The 18,124-nt window shown below is 57.9% G+C and carries 16 protein-coding genes; 10 read left to right on the forward strand and 6 right to left on the reverse strand.

Features of this window, described 5'->3' with window-relative positions:
- Positions 1-124 precede the first annotated feature (124 nt).
- Positions 125-652 carry a DUF6979 family protein gene (locus ACW5XC_RS12070; RefSeq protein ID WP_236727593.1) on the forward strand — a complete coding sequence of 176 codons (528 nt, stop codon included), beginning with the start codon at positions 125-127 and terminating at the stop codon, positions 650-652.
- Between the two features lie 36 nt (positions 653-688).
- Here the strand turns inward: ACW5XC_RS12070 and ACW5XC_RS12075 are convergent, their stop codons facing one another.
- From ACW5XC_RS12075 to ACW5XC_RS12085, 3 genes are all read right to left on the reverse strand, one after another.
- Positions 689-1,315, reverse strand: a complete 627-nt coding sequence (locus tag ACW5XC_RS12075; protein WP_042055942.1) for a heme-binding beta-barrel domain-containing protein — start codon at positions 1,313-1,315, stop codon at positions 689-691.
- Positions 1,316-1,613: 298 nt separating this feature from the next.
- Entirely contained in the window at positions 1,614-1,817 is a 204-nt protein-coding gene (locus ACW5XC_RS12080) for a hypothetical protein (RefSeq protein WP_042055946.1), read from the reverse strand.
- Between the two features lie 479 nt (positions 1,818-2,296).
- Positions 2,297-3,538, reverse strand: a complete 1,242-nt coding sequence (locus tag ACW5XC_RS12085) for an esterase/lipase family protein (protein WP_042055948.1) — start codon at positions 3,536-3,538, stop codon at positions 2,297-2,299.
- Between the two features lie 212 nt (positions 3,539-3,750).
- Between ACW5XC_RS12085 and ACW5XC_RS12090 the strand changes: the two genes are divergently transcribed.
- Positions 3,751-4,755: a Wadjet anti-phage system protein JetD domain-containing protein gene (locus tag ACW5XC_RS12090; RefSeq protein ID WP_042055949.1), complete on the forward strand. Its 1,005-nt coding sequence runs from the start codon at positions 3,751-3,753 to the stop codon at positions 4,753-4,755.
- A 41-nt stretch (positions 4,756-4,796) separates the two neighbouring features.
- Here the strand turns inward: ACW5XC_RS12090 and ACW5XC_RS12095 are convergent, their stop codons facing one another.
- Positions 4,797-5,390: a hypothetical protein gene (locus tag ACW5XC_RS12095; RefSeq protein ID WP_042055951.1), complete on the reverse strand. Its 594-nt coding sequence runs from the start codon at positions 5,388-5,390 to the stop codon at positions 4,797-4,799.
- 612 nt (positions 5,391-6,002) lie between these two features.
- Here ACW5XC_RS12095 and ygeW point away from each other — a divergent pair.
- The 7 genes from ygeW to ACW5XC_RS12130 all read left to right on the forward strand — a co-directional run bounded on the left by ygeW (position 6,003) and on the right by ACW5XC_RS12130 (position 14,792).
- Entirely contained in the window at positions 6,003-7,190 is a 1,188-nt protein-coding gene (gene ygeW / locus ACW5XC_RS12100) for a knotted carbamoyltransferase YgeW (RefSeq protein ID WP_042055954.1), read from the forward strand.
- Positions 7,191-7,327: 137 nt separating this feature from the next.
- The gene (gene dpaL / locus ACW5XC_RS12105; RefSeq protein ID WP_042055957.1) at positions 7,328-8,527 is read left to right on the forward strand and encodes a diaminopropionate ammonia-lyase; all 1,200 of its coding nucleotides are present in this window, start codon (positions 7,328-7,330) and stop codon (positions 8,525-8,527) included.
- Between the two features lie 139 nt (positions 8,528-8,666).
- Positions 8,667-9,884, forward strand: a complete 1,218-nt coding sequence (locus ACW5XC_RS12110; protein ID WP_042055959.1) for a YgeY family selenium metabolism-linked hydrolase — start codon at positions 8,667-8,669, stop codon at positions 9,882-9,884.
- 114 nt (positions 9,885-9,998) lie between these two features.
- On the forward strand, positions 9,999-11,423 hold the full coding sequence (gene hydA, locus ACW5XC_RS12115) for a dihydropyrimidinase (RefSeq protein ID WP_042056062.1): 1,425 nt from the start codon (positions 9,999-10,001) through the stop codon (positions 11,421-11,423).
- Between the two features lie 95 nt (positions 11,424-11,518).
- Positions 11,519-12,451, forward strand: a complete 933-nt coding sequence (gene arcC / locus ACW5XC_RS12120) for a carbamate kinase (protein WP_042055961.1) — start codon at positions 11,519-11,521, stop codon at positions 12,449-12,451.
- A 171-nt stretch (positions 12,452-12,622) separates the two neighbouring features.
- Positions 12,623-13,546 (forward strand): DMT family transporter, encoded by a 924-nt coding sequence (locus tag ACW5XC_RS12125; protein ID WP_042055964.1) that lies wholly within the window; start codon positions 12,623-12,625, stop codon positions 13,544-13,546.
- A gap of 160 nt (positions 13,547-13,706) precedes the next feature.
- Positions 13,707-14,792: a calcium/sodium antiporter gene (locus tag ACW5XC_RS12130; protein ID WP_042055966.1), complete on the forward strand. Its 1,086-nt coding sequence runs from the start codon at positions 13,707-13,709 to the stop codon at positions 14,790-14,792.
- 119 nt (positions 14,793-14,911) lie between these two features.
- Here ACW5XC_RS12130 and yqeB read toward each other — a convergent pair whose 3' ends face one another.
- Both yqeB and yqeC read right to left on the reverse strand, forming a co-directional pair.
- Positions 14,912-16,504, reverse strand: a complete 1,593-nt coding sequence (gene yqeB, locus ACW5XC_RS12135) for a selenium-dependent molybdenum cofactor biosynthesis protein YqeB (protein ID WP_042055968.1) — start codon at positions 16,502-16,504, stop codon at positions 14,912-14,914.
- Between the two features lie 27 nt (positions 16,505-16,531).
- Positions 16,532-17,380: a selenium cofactor biosynthesis protein YqeC gene (gene yqeC, locus ACW5XC_RS12140; protein ID WP_042055970.1), complete on the reverse strand. Its 849-nt coding sequence runs from the start codon at positions 17,378-17,380 to the stop codon at positions 16,532-16,534.
- A gap of 1 nt (position 17,381) precedes the next feature.
- On the opposite strand from yqeC, the gene mocA reads away from it, so the two are divergent.
- Positions 17,382-18,029 (forward strand): molybdenum cofactor cytidylyltransferase, encoded by a 648-nt coding sequence (mocA, locus tag ACW5XC_RS12145; RefSeq protein ID WP_080771415.1) that lies wholly within the window; start codon positions 17,382-17,384, stop codon positions 18,027-18,029.
- The last annotated feature ends 95 nt before the right edge of the window (positions 18,030-18,124 follow it).

Here is an 18,124-nt window from a genome sequence, read left to right on the forward strand (position 1 = left end):
TTGATGAATGATATTGGAAGGCTGACATCGACCAGTCAGCCTTTCGGTAGATAAAGATATAACATTGATATGGATCAATATTTAATTCAGCTAAAAATGAATTTGTTATCAATGGAAAAAATCGATGATCGTGATTGATATTTATTTTAGCTTATCTCGCCTGTTCGGCCTTACTATGGGGCAAAAGGAGGGATTAGTGATGATTATCTATGGTAAATATGGTGGTGCAGCGCTGAGAGCTGTTCATCTGATGGTGCAGAATAATTATGGGCATGCCACCGCTTGGGATATGGCTATTGCTGAAGCATTTGGTGATGATATTAGTACAGGGAAATTCAAGAATAATCCAAAGGTAACTTTTTTGACTCTTTGCAGTCTTGGTTGTATCAGTTGCATCATGCCAGTTCATTATGTAGCTGCGACCAAAACCAGAGCATATGTGTTGGCTGCCATTGATTTATTGTCACACAAGGATATTACCAAACCGATCAATCCCGAGCAGTTATGGCTGGAAGTGGTCTCGGCCTGTAAGAGCGGCAAGGTTGTTAAGCATAACAATCAGATGGATGTCATTCTGACACTCTGGTATGCCGGTGTGCTTAACCCCGAGTGGGATAGGGATGCCATCAGGATAGACTATCGACGAATATAAAAAAGCCAAGGTAATGAATACCTTGGCCATGAAACATCAATTGGTTCTGGTCAGGGATGCACTATCGGAGTGTGCGAATGGCTTGCCATACACCATCAGGTTGGTGGTTTGACTGTATTTGAGGAGATCTTTCTCTGAGAAGTCCAGAGTCATCGAGAAATCCGTGGTGGAATCATTAATGGTCATATAATTGCTTTCCGCAATACCGCGCTTGCCCGTCTTGAACTCGATTTTGTTACCCGCTTTGCCTTCAGTGACCACACAGACTGCACGGGGTATACAGTATGAATTGTAAACAAGCTGATTAGTCTTGTCATAAATCAGATAGCCGCGTTGGTCATGAAATTTCCCATTATCGCTTTTTCTGAATACTTCCTGTTTGTAATACATGGCTACCAGATATTGTTCGCTGGCATTTTTAGCATCGGCTGCCGGTTCAAAAGTAATGACTTCGTAAAAGGGTTCCACTGCCGGCCCCCCTTTGCCAACTTTGCTACCCTCCTGGCCGGGTGCTACATCTACACCACCAGCATCGGTGCTTTTCCATGTGCCAGCCAACTGAGCTAATGGACCAAAATCCAGACCGTTGATAATAGTGCTGGACTCTGCGTGAGCGAGCGTGGCACAGGTGATTAATGCTATGGGTAAGATAACTTTATTCATTGTGATAACTCCATCACTAATAATGACTTGCGAATAAATATGTTCAGCAAAGTAATTGTTATAACGCACCAAGGGTGTGGTCAATGATATTGAGTGATAGTGGTTCGTTTTTGTGAGGTATGATTTGCTTTTTCGTGGCTAAATAAATTGAATTTGATATAAGACAATGTTGTATTTTTTCATCGCGCTTCATCAGATATATCGTGATAGAGATAAAGGAACATTGACATGATGCGATGACTATTATGTCAACGGCGTGAATATTTCACTCAGCCCCATCAATTGAAGGCGATAGCCACTAACTCTGTGGCACCCTGACCCCTTTATCGAGATAGAGGCTGCTGTAGTGGGCGCGGTGGGTGACAAACATCACCTGATGGCGGCTGCCGTCGGAGAGGATAACAAAATCCCCCGCCTGAGCGGGGCTCTGCAAGGTGATCTCCTGCTCGGGGGCGGTCAGGCGATCGACATCTTCCTTGAAAGTGAGGGTGTAAGAGTACATATGGCGCTCCACTGCTGGCTCATATCAAACACTCCGTTGAAGGTAGTTGCTGAGAAGGGGGCGCGCGGCTCCCGATTGGCGCTGTTAGACCAAATAGCGGTGATGAGAACGTGCGTGGTTTCAGCTGGGTTGTTCTGCTGAGGTGCGCTTGAGGCGTTTACATCAAGGCCATTGGTATCAAAACGATGGTAAAGGGGCGAAAGGGGGATGAAAAAACCGCCTATTGGCGGTTTTTCTTATGCAATGGGCCCTACTTCAGGGCCTTCTTCAGCTTCTTGATCTTGCTTTCATGCTTGGCAATTTTCTCAAGACGAGCGGCGATCTTCTTCTTGATCTCTTTTTTGCTTGCTTTGGCCATCGGTGGCGCTCCTTTGCAGTGGGGACACATCAAGTGTCAGTGTGGGTCTTCCCTTTGACGTCCCAGAGTGCCACAGGGCTCCTTTGTGAACCAGCATTCTGTTGCTTTAATAGCCAGTTCGCTATAACTGCAAGGGGCTGAGCCAGCGCAGCAGTTGCTGGCCAACCTGCGGGTTGGCCAGCAGGGCCATATGGCTGGTGCGATAGACAATCAGGGTATGGGCAGGAAGAAAAGCCAGCTGATGGCGCGCTTCGTTGTGCTGACCGAGGGCACTGCGTAGCGGCACCAGTCCATCGCCAATCAGCCGGTCGGCCAGCAGGCTGCGCTTGGCGGCAGTGGTCGCGGCGATGGCATAACAGTTGACGCTGCAGGGTAAGGGGAGTGGAACGCGGGGATCGCGCAAGGGCACGGCGGGGTCGGGTTGGGCCACTTCGTCGATCACCTTGCCGTGGCGCAGATCCTTGATGCCTGCACTGCGCAGCCGCGTCAGTCTGACGAAGGGTTCGCTGTAGGCGGTAGCGGGCAACAACTGTTCCAGCCAGTGACCTGCATGTTCGAGCGGTGCGCCGTGGTGTGGTGTGCCGAGAAATATCAGGTTGGCAAGGTGCGCAGGCCAGGTGAGCCCGGCCACGCCGGCATGGTGGCAGGCGCTGCGTGCAACCAGTCCCCCCATGCTATAGCCCATTATCGTTATCTCTTTGAGCTCTCCCGGCCAGTGGGCGAGCAACTGCTCCAGCAACAGAGCAAGTTGCTGCCCGTTTTGTGCGATGGGCAGGCCCGAGTTGTAGCGCAGGTAAAGAGGCTGATAGCCAAGCGCGTTGGCAAGTTGCTCTCCGTGATTGACCGGCTTGCCTTGATGCTCGGTCTGCCACTGCCGATCGTTCATGCACAGGCCATGGATCATCAGCAGCACCCGTCCCTCGCGGGGTAGATCCTTTGGCATCGCCTGCCAATCGAGGGGCTTGCCCTGATAGCGCAGTGTCATGGGGGGGGCGAGGGCATTGTGGTGATCGACCAGCTTGTCCCCCAATACGCCGTTGAGCGTGGCGATCAGGGCTGCACGTTTCGGGGTTTCGGGGATCTGGTGGGGCGGCGGAGTGGCAGGCAGGCGGCTGAGCAGTTGGTTGATGCCGCTGCCCAGGGTGTTGGCGGTGCCATGTACCCCCTTGTAGACCAGCCCGGTGATCCCGGCTGTTTTTCCCTCATCTCGTCCCTTGAGCCCCATACCGCTCAGTACCGCCTGATGTACCGCTTCGGTGATCTCTACCGCGGCGGGCAGCGCCAGAGTCAGCAGGTGCGCCAGCTCGCGGATATCCGAAAGATGCCAGGAAGAGGATGGCGATGGGTCTGTGGCGTCGGTCATGGCAAGCCCTTGTGAAAGCGGGTATCGCGTTGTCGTGCCGCGAAGAGCGCAGTGTGTCTCTATACCAAACCAGCTTGCGCCCTTTGTGGCAGGTTTACCAGTAACGGGCCATGCATGGCGGGGCTGATAAGAACCGCTTGCGAAGCCGGTCACGGTAATGACAGGGAAAATCACCTCTACTTCGTCATATGAAGCCACATGGAGAGGTGAGGATGTCGCTGTTTGATGAGGTGCGGGTACAGGATTTGTGTGCACGGTTGCTCGATAGCCAGAACGAGAAGGGGTGCACCCTTGAGAGCAGGCATGGCCGCAAGTTGAAAGAGTTGTTGCAGACGAATTGTGGGTTAAGACCTTTTGGGCGAAGCGCTCGTCATGTATTAACCGAGGCGGGACGGGCTTATCTGATCAGACAGCTGGCGCAGGTCGATCCCCCCGAACCGAACAAGGGTGAGCTGCTGCAACGTTTGGGAGTGAGTTTGCCTGCACGGCTCAATCAGGCCTGCTTTTATGCCCTCTGGCATGGGGACAGCAAGCATTCGCGGTCAGCATCCCTTGCAGCGCCACAGCTTGCGGACTTGACGCTCACGCAAGATGAGGTGATCCGCATCCGCACCCTCGAGCCGCTCTCACTGGTCGATCGGCAAGGCCAGCAGCACGATATGACGGTAATGATGGCACTACTGGGAGAGTTGGCGTTGCCGGAGCGGACTCTGGGCACGCTGGCGGCCATCGGCTGGCAGGGGGAGCGGGTCATTACGGTGGAGAACAAGGGGGCCTTTGTCGACTACCAGCTGCAACCCGGGCAACTGCTGCTCTTTGCTCCCGGTCGCAATACCTCCCTGGCCAAACAGCTGATTCCGCTGCTGCCTGCGGGCGTGCAGTGGGCACATTTTGGCGATCTCGATCAACGGGGTATCGATATTGCCGTCGAGTTGGCGCGCGAGCTAAATCGACCGGCCATGCTCTGGCTTCCCTGTGAGTTGCAACCTTATCTGGAGCACTATGCCCGCCCTGTTCGCACCTTTGCAACGGACAGTGGCAAGGTGCCCTGGCGTGTGACGACGCAGGCTGATCAGGTTGATGGTCATGGCACGCCGGCAGGTGTTCCCTGGCTCGATAAACTGATCACAGACGGGACTTGGCTGGAGCAGGAGGTTTTGATTCTGGCCCCTCACTGGCGGAGCTGGTCATTGGAAGAGATGGGCAATCAGGGGTGAAACGGGGAGCCTGTGCTCCCCGTTATTTCGTGGTCAGCTGTTTACTTGGCGTTGATGGGCCCCTTGGTGCCGGCATCATTATCGACCCAGCCATCTTCACCCTTGATGCGGCGATCCCCCTGAATTGTGTAGATGACCATGCCATCCTTGAACACCAGCGCGCCATCGGATTTCTTGGCATTGACCTTCTTGTCGTTGACCCACACCTGATCCTTGCCATCGATGCGGATATTAGCCACGGTGGCGCCGGTTTGGGGGAAGGTGGCGATCCAGTTGCCCGCATAGGGGCTGGCGCTGGTTGCCGCGGCCGGAGCATTGCCAACACCGGCAGCTGCGTTCTCAGCCTTGGTTTTGTTGATATCGCAGCCATTAAGCTCGCTCACCTGAGTGCAGCCCGAGCGCTCCAGCTTCTGCTCATAGCTCAGATTCAGACCGCCCTCCGCGGCCGGGGCGGCCGTGCCAAATCCCGCCTTGGCATTTTCCGCTTTGGTTTTGTGAATGTCACAGCCCTGCGCCTCGGTAACCTGGGTACAACCGGATCGCTCCAGCTGCTCGGCATATTTGGCGCTGATGGCGTGGGCAGGGGCGATCCCGAGCAGGGTCAGGGTGATGAGCAGAGCAGCATTCCTGGACATAGATAATCCCTCAAAGATGTAAGTCATGCAGGTTCTTCCGCGCAGTTGCGGCAGTGAACGTCGGCCTCTTCTGAGCATCCGAGACAGATGCACAGCTGGCGTATTCACGTTAGCACCTTGGGCCAACCGCGCCCAGCGATGTGGCCGGAAGATAAGGCGAGAGGTGATACGGGTGGGGAGTGCAGGGGAGGTTAAATAGCAGTGACATTGCTGCAGAAGAGGTGGTAACAAAAGAGCAAGTCACTGCACGGCATTATCATAATGATAACGGCAACCCCGCTGATATCATTTCAGCCCCTTAAACTGACCTTTGATGATAATTCTCACCGATGCCGAGATATCGTCTCTGATTATTATCACCTTGCTATTTTATCGCTTGGCCACCCTATCCATCCTTTTATGGAATAAACCGCTTAAATAGCCGCTGATTTTGTGGGTGGCATCACACACTTTCGCCATTTATTAATATCTGACTGCATTTTATTGGTTTGGCACGGTTATTGATTGCCTCATATCGACGCTAACCGACGCGCTCACCCACAACCGGGATGCTGGTGACATCGTGAGTGAAAGGGGAGCTATCCATATCTCATCCAATGATTGGGGCGAACGATGAAAGCAGTTAACGAATTAATCAAAGAGATCAGAGCACTCAAATCCAACCTGCATGAAAAAGATTTTCTGCTGACCTGGGAGCAAACGCCTCAGGAGCTGGAGCTGGTATTGAAACTGGCCGAATCCCTCAAGACCCTGCGCGCCGAAAATATCTGCACCAAACTGTTTAACAGCGGGCTTGGTATCTCGGTTTTCCGCGATAACTCCACCCGAACCCGCTTCTCTTACGCCTCTGCGCTGAACCTGCTCGGTCTGGCCCAGCAGGATCTGGACGAGGGCAAATCTCAGATCGCCCACGGCGAGACCGTCCGTGAAACTGCCAACATGATCTCCTTCTGCGCCGATGCCATCGGTATCCGCGATGACATGTATCTGGGCGCCGGCAACGCTTATATGCGTGAAGTGGGCGCCGCGCTGGATGAAGGGTTCGAGAAGGGGGTGCTGCCCCAGCGTCCGGCGTTGGTCAACCTGCAGTGCGACATTGATCACCCGACTCAGTCCATGGCTGATCTGGCCTGGTTGCAGGAGCACTTCGGCAGTCTGGAAAATCTCAAGGGCAAGAAGATTGCGATGACCTGGGCTTACTCCCCGAGCTACGGCAAGCCGCTCTCCGTGCCGCAGGGCATCATCGGCCTGATGACCCGTTTCGGTATGGACGTGACCCTGGCCCATCCGGAAGGGTATGACCTGATCCCGGATGTGATCGAAGTGGCCAAAGAGAACGCCAAGGCCTCCGGCGGCAGCTTCCGTCAGGTCACCTCCATGGAAGAGGCTTTCAAGGATGCGGATATCGTCTATCCCAAGTCCTGGGCTCCCTACAAGGTGATGGAGCAGCGCACCGAGTTGCTGCGTGCCAATGACCACGCCGGCCTGAAAGATCTGGAAAAACACTGTCTGGAGCAGAACGCCAAGCATAATGATTGGCACTGCACCGAGGAGATGATGAAGCTCACCAAGGGTGGCGAAGCGCTCTATATGCACTGCCTGCCCGCCGATATTTCCGGTGTCTCCTGCAAAGAGGGCGAAGTGACCGAAGGGGTATTCGAGAAATACCGTATCGCCACTTACAAAGAGGCGAGCTGGAAGCCCTATATTATTGCCGCCATGATCATGGCCCGTAAATTCTCCGCCCCGGCAGAAACCCTGGAAAATCTGATTAAAGAGGCGCAAAAGCGGGTGAAATAAATAACGGCAGGGCAGGGTGAATATTCATCCTGCCCACACTGTCGAACCCATTATTTTGAGTTTTCTCTCCGTGTTATCTGAATAACGGATCTCCCGGCGAGGCAGCTCTTTGTCAGGTAACGCTTAGTGAGGTAAGCATGTCCCAATTTTCGCTGAAGATGGATATTGCCGATAACCGCTTTTTTACCGCCGAGCCATCTCCGCTTTTTTCTCGCGCCGAAGCACAAAAGGCCCGTGCCTTTCATAAAAAACTGGCCGGTTATGAGCCGACCCCATTGTGCGACCTGAAAGATCTGGCCGCCTATATCGGGGTGAAAAATATATTGGTCAAGGACGAGTCAAAGCGCTTTGGCCTCAATGCCTTCAAGATGCTGGGTGGCGTTTATGCCATCGCCAACCTGCTCTGTGAAAAGTACGGGGTGGCAGTCGAGGATTTCTCCTTCGATCTCATCAAGCGCACCATCAAGGAGCCGATGACTTTCGCCACCACCACAGATGGCAACCACGGTCGCGGCGTTGCCTGGGCCGCCAAGCAGGTGGGCCAGCATGCGGTGGTCTACATGCCCAAGGGCTCGGCCCAGGAGCGGGTTGACCACATTCTCAATCTCGGTGCCGAGTGCATCGTCACCGACATGAACTACGACGATACCGTGCGCCTGACCATGAAGATGGCGGAAGAGCGCGGTTGGCACATAGTGCAGGACACCGCCTGGGAGGGCTACACCAAGATCCCGACCTGGATCATGCAGGGTTACTCCACTCTGGCCGACGAAGCGGTCGAGCAGATGCAGGCCATGGGCATCAAGCAGCCGACCCACGTGCTGCTGCAGGCCGGGGTCGGGGCGCTGGCGGGCGGTGTGCTCGGTTATCTGGTGGACTGCTTCGGGGCGAAAAACCTGCACAGTATCGTGGTCGAACCGGATCAGGCCGACTGCATCTACCGCTCCGGTGTGGCGGGGGAGATGGTCAACGTGGGGGGCGATATGCGCACCATCATGGCCGGTCTCGCCTGTGGCGAACCCAACCCCCTCGGTTGGCCACTGCTAAGAAGCTGCACCACCCAGTTCATCTCCTGTCACGACAAGGTGTCGGCATTGGGCATGAGAGTGCTCGGCAACCCCCTTGGCAATGATCCGCGCATCATCTCCGGTGAGTCCGGCTCGGTCGGTACCGGCGTGCTGGCGGCTGTGCGTCACCACCCGGATCGCGCGGCGCTGATGGAACGTCTGGGGCTGGATAGCAACTCGGTGGTACTCATCATCAACACCGAAGGGGACACCGATGTGAAGCACTACCGGGAAGTGGTGTGGGAAGGCAAACATCCTGCCTGCGATTAACCCCGGCTGTGAGTAAGCCCTGCGAGAGCAGAGACACGAATTGAAGAACTGATCGCGCCTCGCCAACGGGGCGCGGTAACGGGCACAGGGCGCTGCCGACGAACAGGCCGCGCACTCTCAGTTGTTATGGAGAATCACAATGAGCAAGCAAATTCCGTTTGAAATGGTGTTGGAGAAGGCCTACCAGTACAAGGCCGAGATGAGTCAGTTCCTGCGCGACATGATCGCCATCCCGAGCGAGAGCTGCGATGAAGAGCGCGTGGTGCTACGCATCAAGCAGGAGATGGAGAAGGTTGGTTTTGACAAGGTCGAGATCGACCCCATGGGCAACGTGCTGGGCTATATCGGCCACGGCCCGCACCTGATCGCCATGGATGCCCACATCGATACCGTGGGCGTCGGCAACATGGCCAACTGGACCTTTGACCCCTATGAGGGGATGGAAGATCACGAGATCATCGGTGGCCGCGGCGCCTCCGATCAGGAAGGGGGCATGGCCTCCATGGTCTATGCGGGCAAGATCATCAAGGATCTGGGGCTGGAAGATCAGTACACCCTGCTGGTGACCGGTACCGTGCAGGAGGAGGATTGCGATGGTCTCTGCTGGCAGTACATCATCGAGCAGAGCAAGATCCGCCCCGAGTTCGTGGTCAGTACCGAACCCACCGACTGCCAGATCTACCGTGGTCAGCGTGGTCGCATGGAGATCCGCGTTGAAGTGCAAGGTGTCAGCTGCCACGGCTCCGCACCGGAGCGCGGTGACAACGCCATCTTCAAAATGGGCCCGATCCTCGGCGAATTGCAGGAACTCAGCCACAACCTCGGCAACGATGACTTCCTCGGCAAGGGCACCCTGACCGTCTCCGAGATCTTCTTCACTTCGCCGAGCCGCTGCGCCGTAGCGGATAGCTGCGCCGTCTCCATCGACCGCCGTCTCACCTGGGGCGAGACCTGGCAAGGAGCGCTCGACGAGATCCGTGCCCTGCCTGCGGTGAAAGCCGCCGGTGCCGAGGTCTCCATGTACCAGTACGATCGTCCGGCCTACACCGGTCTGGTCTATCCGACCGAGTGCTACTTCCCGACCTGGAAGGTGGAGGAGGATCACATCACCGTCAAAACCCTCTCCAAGGCTTATCGCGAGCTGTTCAACAAGGAGCCGGTGGTAGACAAATGGACCTTCTCTACCAACGGGGTCTCCATCATGGGTCGCCACGGTATTCCGGTCATCGGTTTTGGCCCGGGTAAAGAGCCGGAGGCCCACGCACCGAACGAGAAGACCTGGAAAGAGCATCTGGTCAAGTGCGCCGCCATGTACGCCGTGATCCCCATGCTCTATCTGGCTGAGTTGGACAAGTAAGGGGTCTGCCGAGCGGTGGCTGCCATCGCCGCCCAGCTGTTAAAAGTGTGACAAGTGCCCCGTCTGTGTTGAGGCGGGGTTTTGCTGTTTGAAGTGATGTTCGAGGTGGTGGGGATGAAACGGCTGATCAAAAACGGTGTGCTGGTCGATGCACAGGGTGAATATCGTCAGGATCTGCTGATCGATAACGGGGTGATCCGCGCCCGTGCCGCCGATATCCAGCCAGATGGCGAAACCGAGGTGATCGATGCCAGCGGCTGCTATGTGATGCCGGGTGGCATCGACGTTCATACCCACTTCAACATCGACGTGGGCATTGCCCGCAGTTGCGATGACTTTTTCAGCGGTACCCGTGCCGCCGCCTGTGGCGGCACCACCACCATCATCGACCACATGGGATTTGGTCCGGCGGGGTGCAATCTGCATCACCAGCTGGCCCGTTATCACGACTACGCCGCCGATCAGGCGGTGATCGACTACAGCTTTCATGGCGTGATCCAGCATGTGGATGACGCTATCCTTAATGAGATGGCCGCCATGGTGCAGGAGGAGGGGATCAGCAGCTTCAAGCTCTATCTCACCTACCAGTACAAGCTGGGGGACCATGACGTGCTGCGTGCCCTGGCCCGCCTCAAGGAGGTGGGGGCGCTTGCCACCGTCCACCCCGAGAACGATGCCGCCATCGCGGCGCGCCGGGCGGCCCTGCTGGCCGCCGGTCACCATGAGCCCTGGTATCACCCGCAAAGTCGCCCATTGGAGTGCGAGGCGGAGGCCATCGCCCGGATGATCAATCTGGCAGGGCTCGCGGGCAATGCGCCGCTCTATATCGTCCACCTTTCAAATGGACTGGGGCTGGAGTATCTGAAGCTGGCGCGCCGTCAGGGTCAGCCGGTCTGGGTGGAGACCTGCCCGCAATATCTGCTGCTCGATGACAGCTGCTACTACCGGGAGAACGGGGTCGACTATCTGCTGAGCCCGCCGCTGCGGGGGCGCAGCGAGCAGGACAAGCTGTGGGTCGGTATCGCTGCGGGTGACATCGATACGGTGGCGACCGATCACTGCAACTTCTCCCACGCCCAGCGCATGACCCTCTCGGGGGGCGATTTCAGCCGCTGCCCCAACGGCTTGCCGGGCGTCGAGAACCGGATGCTGCTGCTCTTTGCCCACGGGGTGTTGGGGGGGCGCATCTCGCCATCACGCTTTGTAGCTCTCACCAGCGCCAACCCGGCGCGCCTGTTTGGCCTCTGGCCGCGCAAGGGCAACCTGCAACCGGGGTCTGACGCTGATCTGGTGCTGATGGATCCCCGCGGTGACACCCTGATTTCTCACCCACTGCTGCATGACAACGGCGACTACAGCCCCTACGAGGGGATGTGCTGCCCCGGCCGGATCAGGATGACCCTGAGCCGTGGCGAGATAGTCGCTCGCGATGGCGGGTTTCTGGGGCGGCGTGGTCACGGCCGTTTTCTGGCCAGAGCGCCCTTTGATCCGGCCTTGGCGCCGGAGCTGCACTCGCCTTGCCCCACAGTGGCCGGCTGACAATCAGTTCGAAACACGCAGAGCAGCAAGGTTATGTGAACAACGAAAGGTGGGCCGGTATTGCGCCGGCTTGTCCCATCACTGGAGATAACAAGATGAAACAGAGAATCGTACTGGCCCTTGGTGGCAATGCGCTGGGCAACAACCTGCCCGAGCAGATGAAGGCGGTGCAGAGCACGGCGGGCACCATTGCCGACCTGATCGCTCAGGGGCATGAGGTGGTGGTGACCCACGGCAACGGCCCGCAGGTGGGGATGATCCAGCAGGCGTTCGAGGTAGCGGCACGCCATGACCCCAAGGCGCCCCATCTGCCCATGTCGGTCTGCGTGGCCCTGAGTCAGGGTTATATCGGTTATGACCTGCAAAACGCCCTGCGCGAGGCCTTGCTGGCGCGTGGTATTCACAAGCCGGTCGCTACACTGGTGACCCAGGTGGAGGTGGATAAAAACGATCCCGCCTTCCTTGACCCGAGCAAACCCATCGGCGGCTTCTTCAGCAAGGAGGAGGCCGAGGCATTGATGGCCAGGGGCGAGCGGCTCAAAGAGGATGCCGGCCGTGGCTATCGCCGGGTGGTCGCATCCCCCAAACCCGTCGATATCATCGAGAAAGAGACCGTCTCTGCCATGCTGGCCGCCGGTCAGGTGGTGATCACCGTCGGTGGCGGTGGCATTCCGGTGCTGCGGGAGGGCAATCACCTGCGCGGTGCCAGTGCGGTGATCGACAAGGATTGGGCCAGTGCCAAGCTGGCGGAGCTCATCGACGCCGATATGCTGATCATCCTTACCGCGGTAGAGAAGGTCGCCATCAACTTCGGCAAGCCCGATGTGCAGTGGCTCGATCAGCTGAGCGTGGCCGATGCCAACAGCTTTATTGCACAGGGGCAGTTTGCCAAGGGTTCCATGCTGCCCAAGGTGGAGGCAGCGCTCTCGTTCGCGACCTCCATGCCGGGGCGCAAATCCCTGATCACCTTGCTGGAGAAGGCCGCCGACGGCATTGCCGGCAAGACGGGAACCATTATCTGCCGCTAGGCGTTCCAGCTCGGGTTGAGTGTGATTGCGGGGGCCGACGGCCCCCTTGTTCATTTTGGGGCAGTCATGGTCAGCGGAGGATGAGCGGCGTAAGATGGCCGCCTTCAAGCGCGGGCAAGACGCCGAGAACAGACCCTGCGCAATGAGTGACAAGAGGTGAGTAACAAACAAATGAGTGGAAAGATCAATATGGCGGCGCTGGTGGGATTGATCCTGCTCACCGCCATCTGGAGTTACAGCTGGATCGTGATGAAGCAGGTGATGCTCTACGCGGGGGCTTTCGAATTCACTGCCCTGCGCTGCCTGTGCGGATCTCTGGTTCTGCTGTTGGTATTGGCCCTGCGCGGGCGCCGTTATCTCAAACCTACCCCGTTTCGCTATACCCTCGCCATCGCCCTGTTCCAGACCTGCGGCATGGTGGGGTTGGCTCAGTGGGCGCTGATCAGCGGCGGGGCGGGCAAGGTGGCTATTCTGAGCTACACCATGCCGTTCTGGGTGGTGATCTTCGCGGCGCTCTTTCTCGGCGAGCGGATGCGCAAGCTGCACTATCTGGCGGTCGGGGTGGCCGCCTGCGGCCTGCTGTTGGTGATCGAGCCCTGGCAGCTGCATCTGGATTCCATGAAGAGTGCGCTGCTGGGGATTGCCTCCGGCATCTGCTGGGGGATCAGCGCCATCATCGCCAAGCGGATGTATGCCCGCCACCCCGCGGTGGATCTGATGTCCCTCACCACCTGGCAGATGATCTACGCCACCATGGTGATGGCCGTGGTGGCGGCGCTGGTGCCGGAGCGACCCATCGACTGGCAGCCCTATGTGTTTGGCGCGCTCGCCTACAGCGCCATCTTCGCCACGGCACTGGCCTGGAGCCTCTGGCTGTTCGTGCTGAAAAAGCTGCCTGCCGGGATCGCCAGCCTCAGTACCCTGGCGGTGCCGGTGAGCGGCGTGCTGCTCTCCTGGTGGCTGCTTGGTGAAAATCCGGGGCCGGTGGAGGGGAGTGGCATCGTCCTTATCGTACTGGCGCTTCTCGTCATCAGTCGCAAGGGTAAGCGCTCCGTGGTGTCGGTGGCGGGGGAAACCCGTATCAAGCACGGTTGAGTGGTGACTGGGCTGCCAGTGGCACGATAAACAGCACTCAAAAGAGCCCGCGACAGGGGACCAACCCCTCGTTACAATGGCGTGGTCTGACTGTGCTGGAGCACAGGTATCTGATTTATTGTGATTATTTCAACGAACCTAACGGCAAGGATGAGACCGTATGATGACGCTGGTGTGGTTGGCTGTAGGCCTGGTGTGTCTGGTGGGGGGGGCCGAATCTCTGGTGCGGGGCGCATCTCGCCTCGCCACCATGATGGGGATATCGCCACTGGTGGTGGGATTGACCATAGTGGCCTTTGGGACCAGTGCTCCCGAGCTGGCGGTGAGCATCCAGTCTGGCCTCGAGGGGCAGGCAGGGATAGCTGTGGGGAACGTGGTCGGCAGCAATATTTTCAACGTGCTGTTTATTTTAGGTATTTCGGCACTGATCGTACCGTTGACCGTCTCCCAGCAACTGGTACGTCTCGACGTTCCCTTGATGATAGTGGTCTCTTTTCTGGTGTTGTTGCTGGGCTACGATGGCCGTATTGCGCCACTGGAAGGGGCGCTGCTGTTTGCCGGCATCATCGCCTACACCGGGTTTCTCTTTGTCCAGAGTCGACGGGAAAACAAAGCGGTGCAGGCGGAGTACGAGCAGGAGTTTGGTACCCGTGAAGCGAGTACGGCGGGCAACTGGTTGCGCAATCTGCTCTTTATTGCCGCAGGTCTGGGTCTGCTGATCCTCGGCTCCCGCCTGCTGGTTGGCAGTGCAGTGGAGATTGCCCACTACTTCGGGGTGAGCGATCTGATCATCGGCTTGACCATAGTGGCGGCCGGTACCTCCTTGCCCGAAGTGGTGACCTCCATCGTCGCAGCCCTGCGCGGGGAGCGGGATATCGCTGTGGGGAACGTGGTGGGCAGCAATATCTTCAATATCCTCTGCGTGCTGGGGCTCACCTCCATCGTCACTCCCGGTGGGCTTGAAGTGTCGGCCACCGCCCTTCAGTTCGATATTCCGGTAATGATTGCGGTGGCGCTTGCCTGCCTGCCCATCTTCTTTACCGGTTACACCATCGCCCGCTGGGAAGGGGCGCTGTTTCTGACCTACTACATCGGCTACACCTGCTGGCTGATCCTCCACGCCACATCCAGTCCGCTGCAAGGTCAGTTCAGTGCAGCGCTAACCGGTTTTGTATTGCCGCTCACCGCCATCACTCTGGTTGTGCTGGCGGTGCGAGCCTGGCGATTGCAACGAACCCGGTCGTGATGCAGGTTCCCCTGATGTAAAGGAGCTGCATCAACCGACAGGCGGAAAAAAGCCCCACCATCATGGTGGGGCTTTTGCTTGGTGCTGAACTTGGTGCTGAAGAGGGACGCGAAGAGCCGTTATCTGCGCTGGGCCAGATGCATCATGGCTTCCAGCACGGCGCCGCCGATGGCGCGTGCCTTGTCCGATACCGTGGTGGCGTCGGCCCGCTCGCCTCTGGGGTCGATGTCACCGATCTTGAAGCCGACGGTCACCTCGATGCCATCGCTGAGCAGCCCCCGCACCATGCCAGAGAGGGGCGCTATGATGGGGGCATCCCCTACATGGGCAATCACATCCCCCTCCTGCACCAGATCGCCGAGCTTGATCAGGCTCTTCATCACGCCGGGGGCGGGGGCGCGTACCACCCGGCGGGCGGAGTGCCCCTCGATCACCCCGGGAATGCCGGTATTGGGCTGGGCAGGGCCCTGATAGATGACCCGGCCCAGATGATGACCGCGGTTGGTCTCAATGACCGCATCGCAGTCGCGCCCCGCCTCAAACCCCGGGCCAAGGGCCACCGTAATGGGAGCCATCTCCTTGTGGGTGCCGAGATTCTGCTTGGCGAGGATGGCATCCACCAGATAGCGGGGCTTGAGCTCGGCGAGGGTGGTGCATTCGGGGTCAACCAGTAGCGGAATGACGCCCCGATCCAGCTGCTCGAACGCCTGTTCGACGCTCTCGACCCGCTTGGCACGCACTCCCTCGACCCTTGTTTCGCCGTCGAACATCCCCTGAGCGAAGGCGACGGTGCGGCGGATCACCGTGGGCTTGTCGAGATCCAGCATCACCACCTTGAAGCCGGCATTGTGCAGGCGCAGCGCCACCCCGGTGGCGATATCGCCGGAGCCGCGCATCACCACCAGCTGATCCCGCTTGAGGCGCACATCATCCTGCATTAGACCGCCTGCCTTGCCGTTTTTCACCTGCAACAACTCGGCGAGAATGCTGATGGCGATCTCCTCGGGGGTCTCGGCGCCGATGTTGTAGCCGATGGGGGCGTGCAGTTGCTGAAGTTGCTCCTGGCTCACCCCTTGCTGGCGCAGCGCCTGGGTGAAGGTCTGCACCTTGCGCTTGCTGGCGAGCAGCCCCAGATAGGCGAGGGGACGGCTGATGAGCCGATCCAGCGCCTCCTTGTCCTGATGGTTGGTGGCGATGATGACGAAGTTGGCGGGCTCGATGGCCAGTTTATCGATCACCGCGCTGATGGTATCGGCCTGCACCAGATGGGTACCGGCGGGGAAGAGGTCAGGGTTGAGGCTCCCTTCAAAACAGTCGCCCACATGGATATCAAAACCCAGCGTCGCCGCAGCATGTGCCAGCGCCCGGTTGACGTGACCAGCACCAATGAGCACCAGCCGGGGGCGCAGGCCATAGACATCGATATAGACCGACATGGCGCCGCCGCAATCCGACCCTACCGCATGTTCACCGTTACGGGCCATCCGGCCATGGAAGATGCGTGGCTTGCGCTCGGCAATGGCGGCCATCGCTTCCTCGATCACCAGCCGCTCGATCATGCCGCCGCCGATGGTGCCGAGGATCTGGCCATCGGCCATCACCAGCATCTGGGCCTGATGGCGCGGGGTGGAGCCACGGCTCTCGATGATCTGGGCCATGGCAAAGGGAATGTTCTCCTGTTCCAGTCGGGCTGCGTGTGCAAACAGATTCATAAGGTACCTCTTCTTATCCTTAAACCATCATGGGCGAGGCGGCTGAGCCTCATCCTGAGCGAAGTAACCGAGTGCGTGGCGAATGGGCTGTGGCTCGCGAACCGCCCCCTGCCAGATGGCATAGATCTCGGGGTGGCGGCTATGCAGCTTTATCAATTCATCGAGCCACGACGCCTCATTTTGATAATCCCCATTGATAAACCAGATCCGGCGCGCCCTGGCCGGGGTGCCCTTGAACAGTCCCTCGGGGTGGGAGAGCAGCTGGTGAAACAGGGCCCAGTCGAGGGGGGCTCCGGCCTCTATCCCGCACAGGGCCTGAAGCTCTGCCCAGCGGTGGATCTGCTGCGGGTCGGCCTTGGCCCCCACCATGGCGCCGCCCGTCAGGGCGATCACCCAATCACTGTGCTGAGGAATGCAAGGTTCGTGCAAAGCGGGCACTTTCAATAACTTGTGATGGGCGCCATCCGCTTCGACCAGGATAAGATCGAAGCGCTGCTGCCCCTTGATGAGATCAATCTGCTGGGGCGTGGGGCCCGCCACCTTTCCGGTGCGCTCGTCGAGATGGCTGAACAGGGCAACCAGCGCCGGGCCATCCGGTAGCGCCTGACAGCGGGTAAGTTGACGAACGGGATCCGTCTCGATAATCAATTCCCGATAGTGTGACGGGGCAGGCAGAAACATCCGGGTGGTGGTGGTAATTAGCACCCTTTTACCCTGTTGATAAAAATATTCCGCCAGCCAGAACAGGGTGCTGGTTTTTCCACCAGCCCCGCAGAGGCTAATTAAGGTGGTATGGCTATCAATATTTTGGGTGAGCGAGTTTAAGAGCGGTTCTATATCTGGAAATGCGACAGCAATAGCGTGTGGGTGCGACATAATGACGACCAAAATAAATATCGAAGGGAGTGGGAAACAACGTTGCCAGGAACAAGTGCAGTGTGACTGTATAATAACGGCGGCGGGTTTATCTTCCCGAATGGGTACCTGGAAAATGATGCTACCTTATTGCCAGGGGACAATGCTTGATGCAAGTCTCAAAAATGCCCTGGCTTTTTGTCAGCGCGTTATTCTGGTGGTGGGCCATCGTGGCGAGGAACTTCAAGCGCGCTACGGATCACGGCCGGATATTGTTATCGTCCACAATCCCGACTATCGGCAGGGGCTGGGCAGCTCCATTCGCTGCGCCCTGGCGGCCAGCGATGCTGACCACCTCTTTATCAGCCATGGGGATCTCCCCTGTATCCCGCGCGACGTCTATCAGCAGCTCTGGCAGGCGCGCGGAGAGCTCGCCCTGTTCCCGAGCTTTGAGGGGGAGACGGGTCATCCGGTGTTGCTGCCAAAATCCCTCGCAAGGGAGCTGGCTGCGGCCCCGGTGCAGTCGTCGGTACGGCGCTGGTTGCAAGGGCATCCGCACCGTATGGTGCCAGTTGACAGCCCCGCCATCCTGTTTGATGTGGATACCCCGGAGCGCTATCAGGCGCTGCTGGATGGCATTCTTGAAAATGAGAGCGAGCCCACGAAATAACCCTATTTTAAAAAGATAACGGGGAGATAAATGGCGTATCAAAGTGATATTTCTCGCACTTGATCTGATAGGGTGAGTTCTTTTTGAACTGCTCA

Source organism: Aeromonas sp. 25-AL00135 (assembly GCF_054052385.1).

Excerpts from the sequence above, each read along its gene's own strand:
- ACW5XC_RS12070 (WP_236727593.1), top strand. The coding sequence starts at position 125 with ATGATCGTGATTGATATTTATTTTAGCTTATCTCGCCTGTTCGGCCTT.
- ACW5XC_RS12075 (WP_042055942.1), bottom strand. The coding sequence starts at position 1,315 with ATGAATAAAGTTATCTTACCCATAGCATTAATCACCTGTGCCACGCTC.
- ACW5XC_RS12080 (WP_042055946.1), bottom strand. The coding sequence starts at position 1,817 with ATGTACTCTTACACCCTCACTTTCAAGGAAGATGTCGATCGCCTGACC.
- ACW5XC_RS12085 (WP_042055948.1), bottom strand. The coding sequence starts at position 3,538 with ATGACCGACGCCACAGACCCATCGCCATCCTCTTCCTGGCATCTTTCG.
- ACW5XC_RS12090 (WP_042055949.1), top strand. The coding sequence starts at position 3,751 with ATGTCGCTGTTTGATGAGGTGCGGGTACAGGATTTGTGTGCACGGTTG.
- ACW5XC_RS12095 (WP_042055951.1), bottom strand. The coding sequence starts at position 5,390 with ATGTCCAGGAATGCTGCTCTGCTCATCACCCTGACCCTGCTCGGGATC.
- ygeW (WP_042055954.1), top strand. The coding sequence starts at position 6,003 with ATGAAAGCAGTTAACGAATTAATCAAAGAGATCAGAGCACTCAAATCC.
- dpaL (WP_042055957.1), top strand. The coding sequence starts at position 7,328 with ATGTCCCAATTTTCGCTGAAGATGGATATTGCCGATAACCGCTTTTTT.
- ACW5XC_RS12110 (WP_042055959.1), top strand. The coding sequence starts at position 8,667 with ATGAGCAAGCAAATTCCGTTTGAAATGGTGTTGGAGAAGGCCTACCAG.
- hydA (WP_042056062.1), top strand. The coding sequence starts at position 9,999 with ATGAAACGGCTGATCAAAAACGGTGTGCTGGTCGATGCACAGGGTGAA.
- arcC (WP_042055961.1), top strand. The coding sequence starts at position 11,519 with ATGAAACAGAGAATCGTACTGGCCCTTGGTGGCAATGCGCTGGGCAAC.
- ACW5XC_RS12125 (WP_042055964.1), top strand. The coding sequence starts at position 12,623 with ATGAGTGGAAAGATCAATATGGCGGCGCTGGTGGGATTGATCCTGCTC.
- ACW5XC_RS12130 (WP_042055966.1), top strand. The coding sequence starts at position 13,707 with ATGATGACGCTGGTGTGGTTGGCTGTAGGCCTGGTGTGTCTGGTGGGG.
- yqeB (WP_042055968.1), bottom strand. The coding sequence starts at position 16,504 with ATGAATCTGTTTGCACACGCAGCCCGACTGGAACAGGAGAACATTCCC.
- yqeC (WP_042055970.1), bottom strand. The coding sequence starts at position 17,380 with ATGTCGCACCCACACGCTATTGCTGTCGCATTTCCAGATATAGAACCG.
- mocA (WP_080771415.1), top strand. The coding sequence starts at position 17,382 with ATGACGACCAAAATAAATATCGAAGGGAGTGGGAAACAACGTTGCCAG.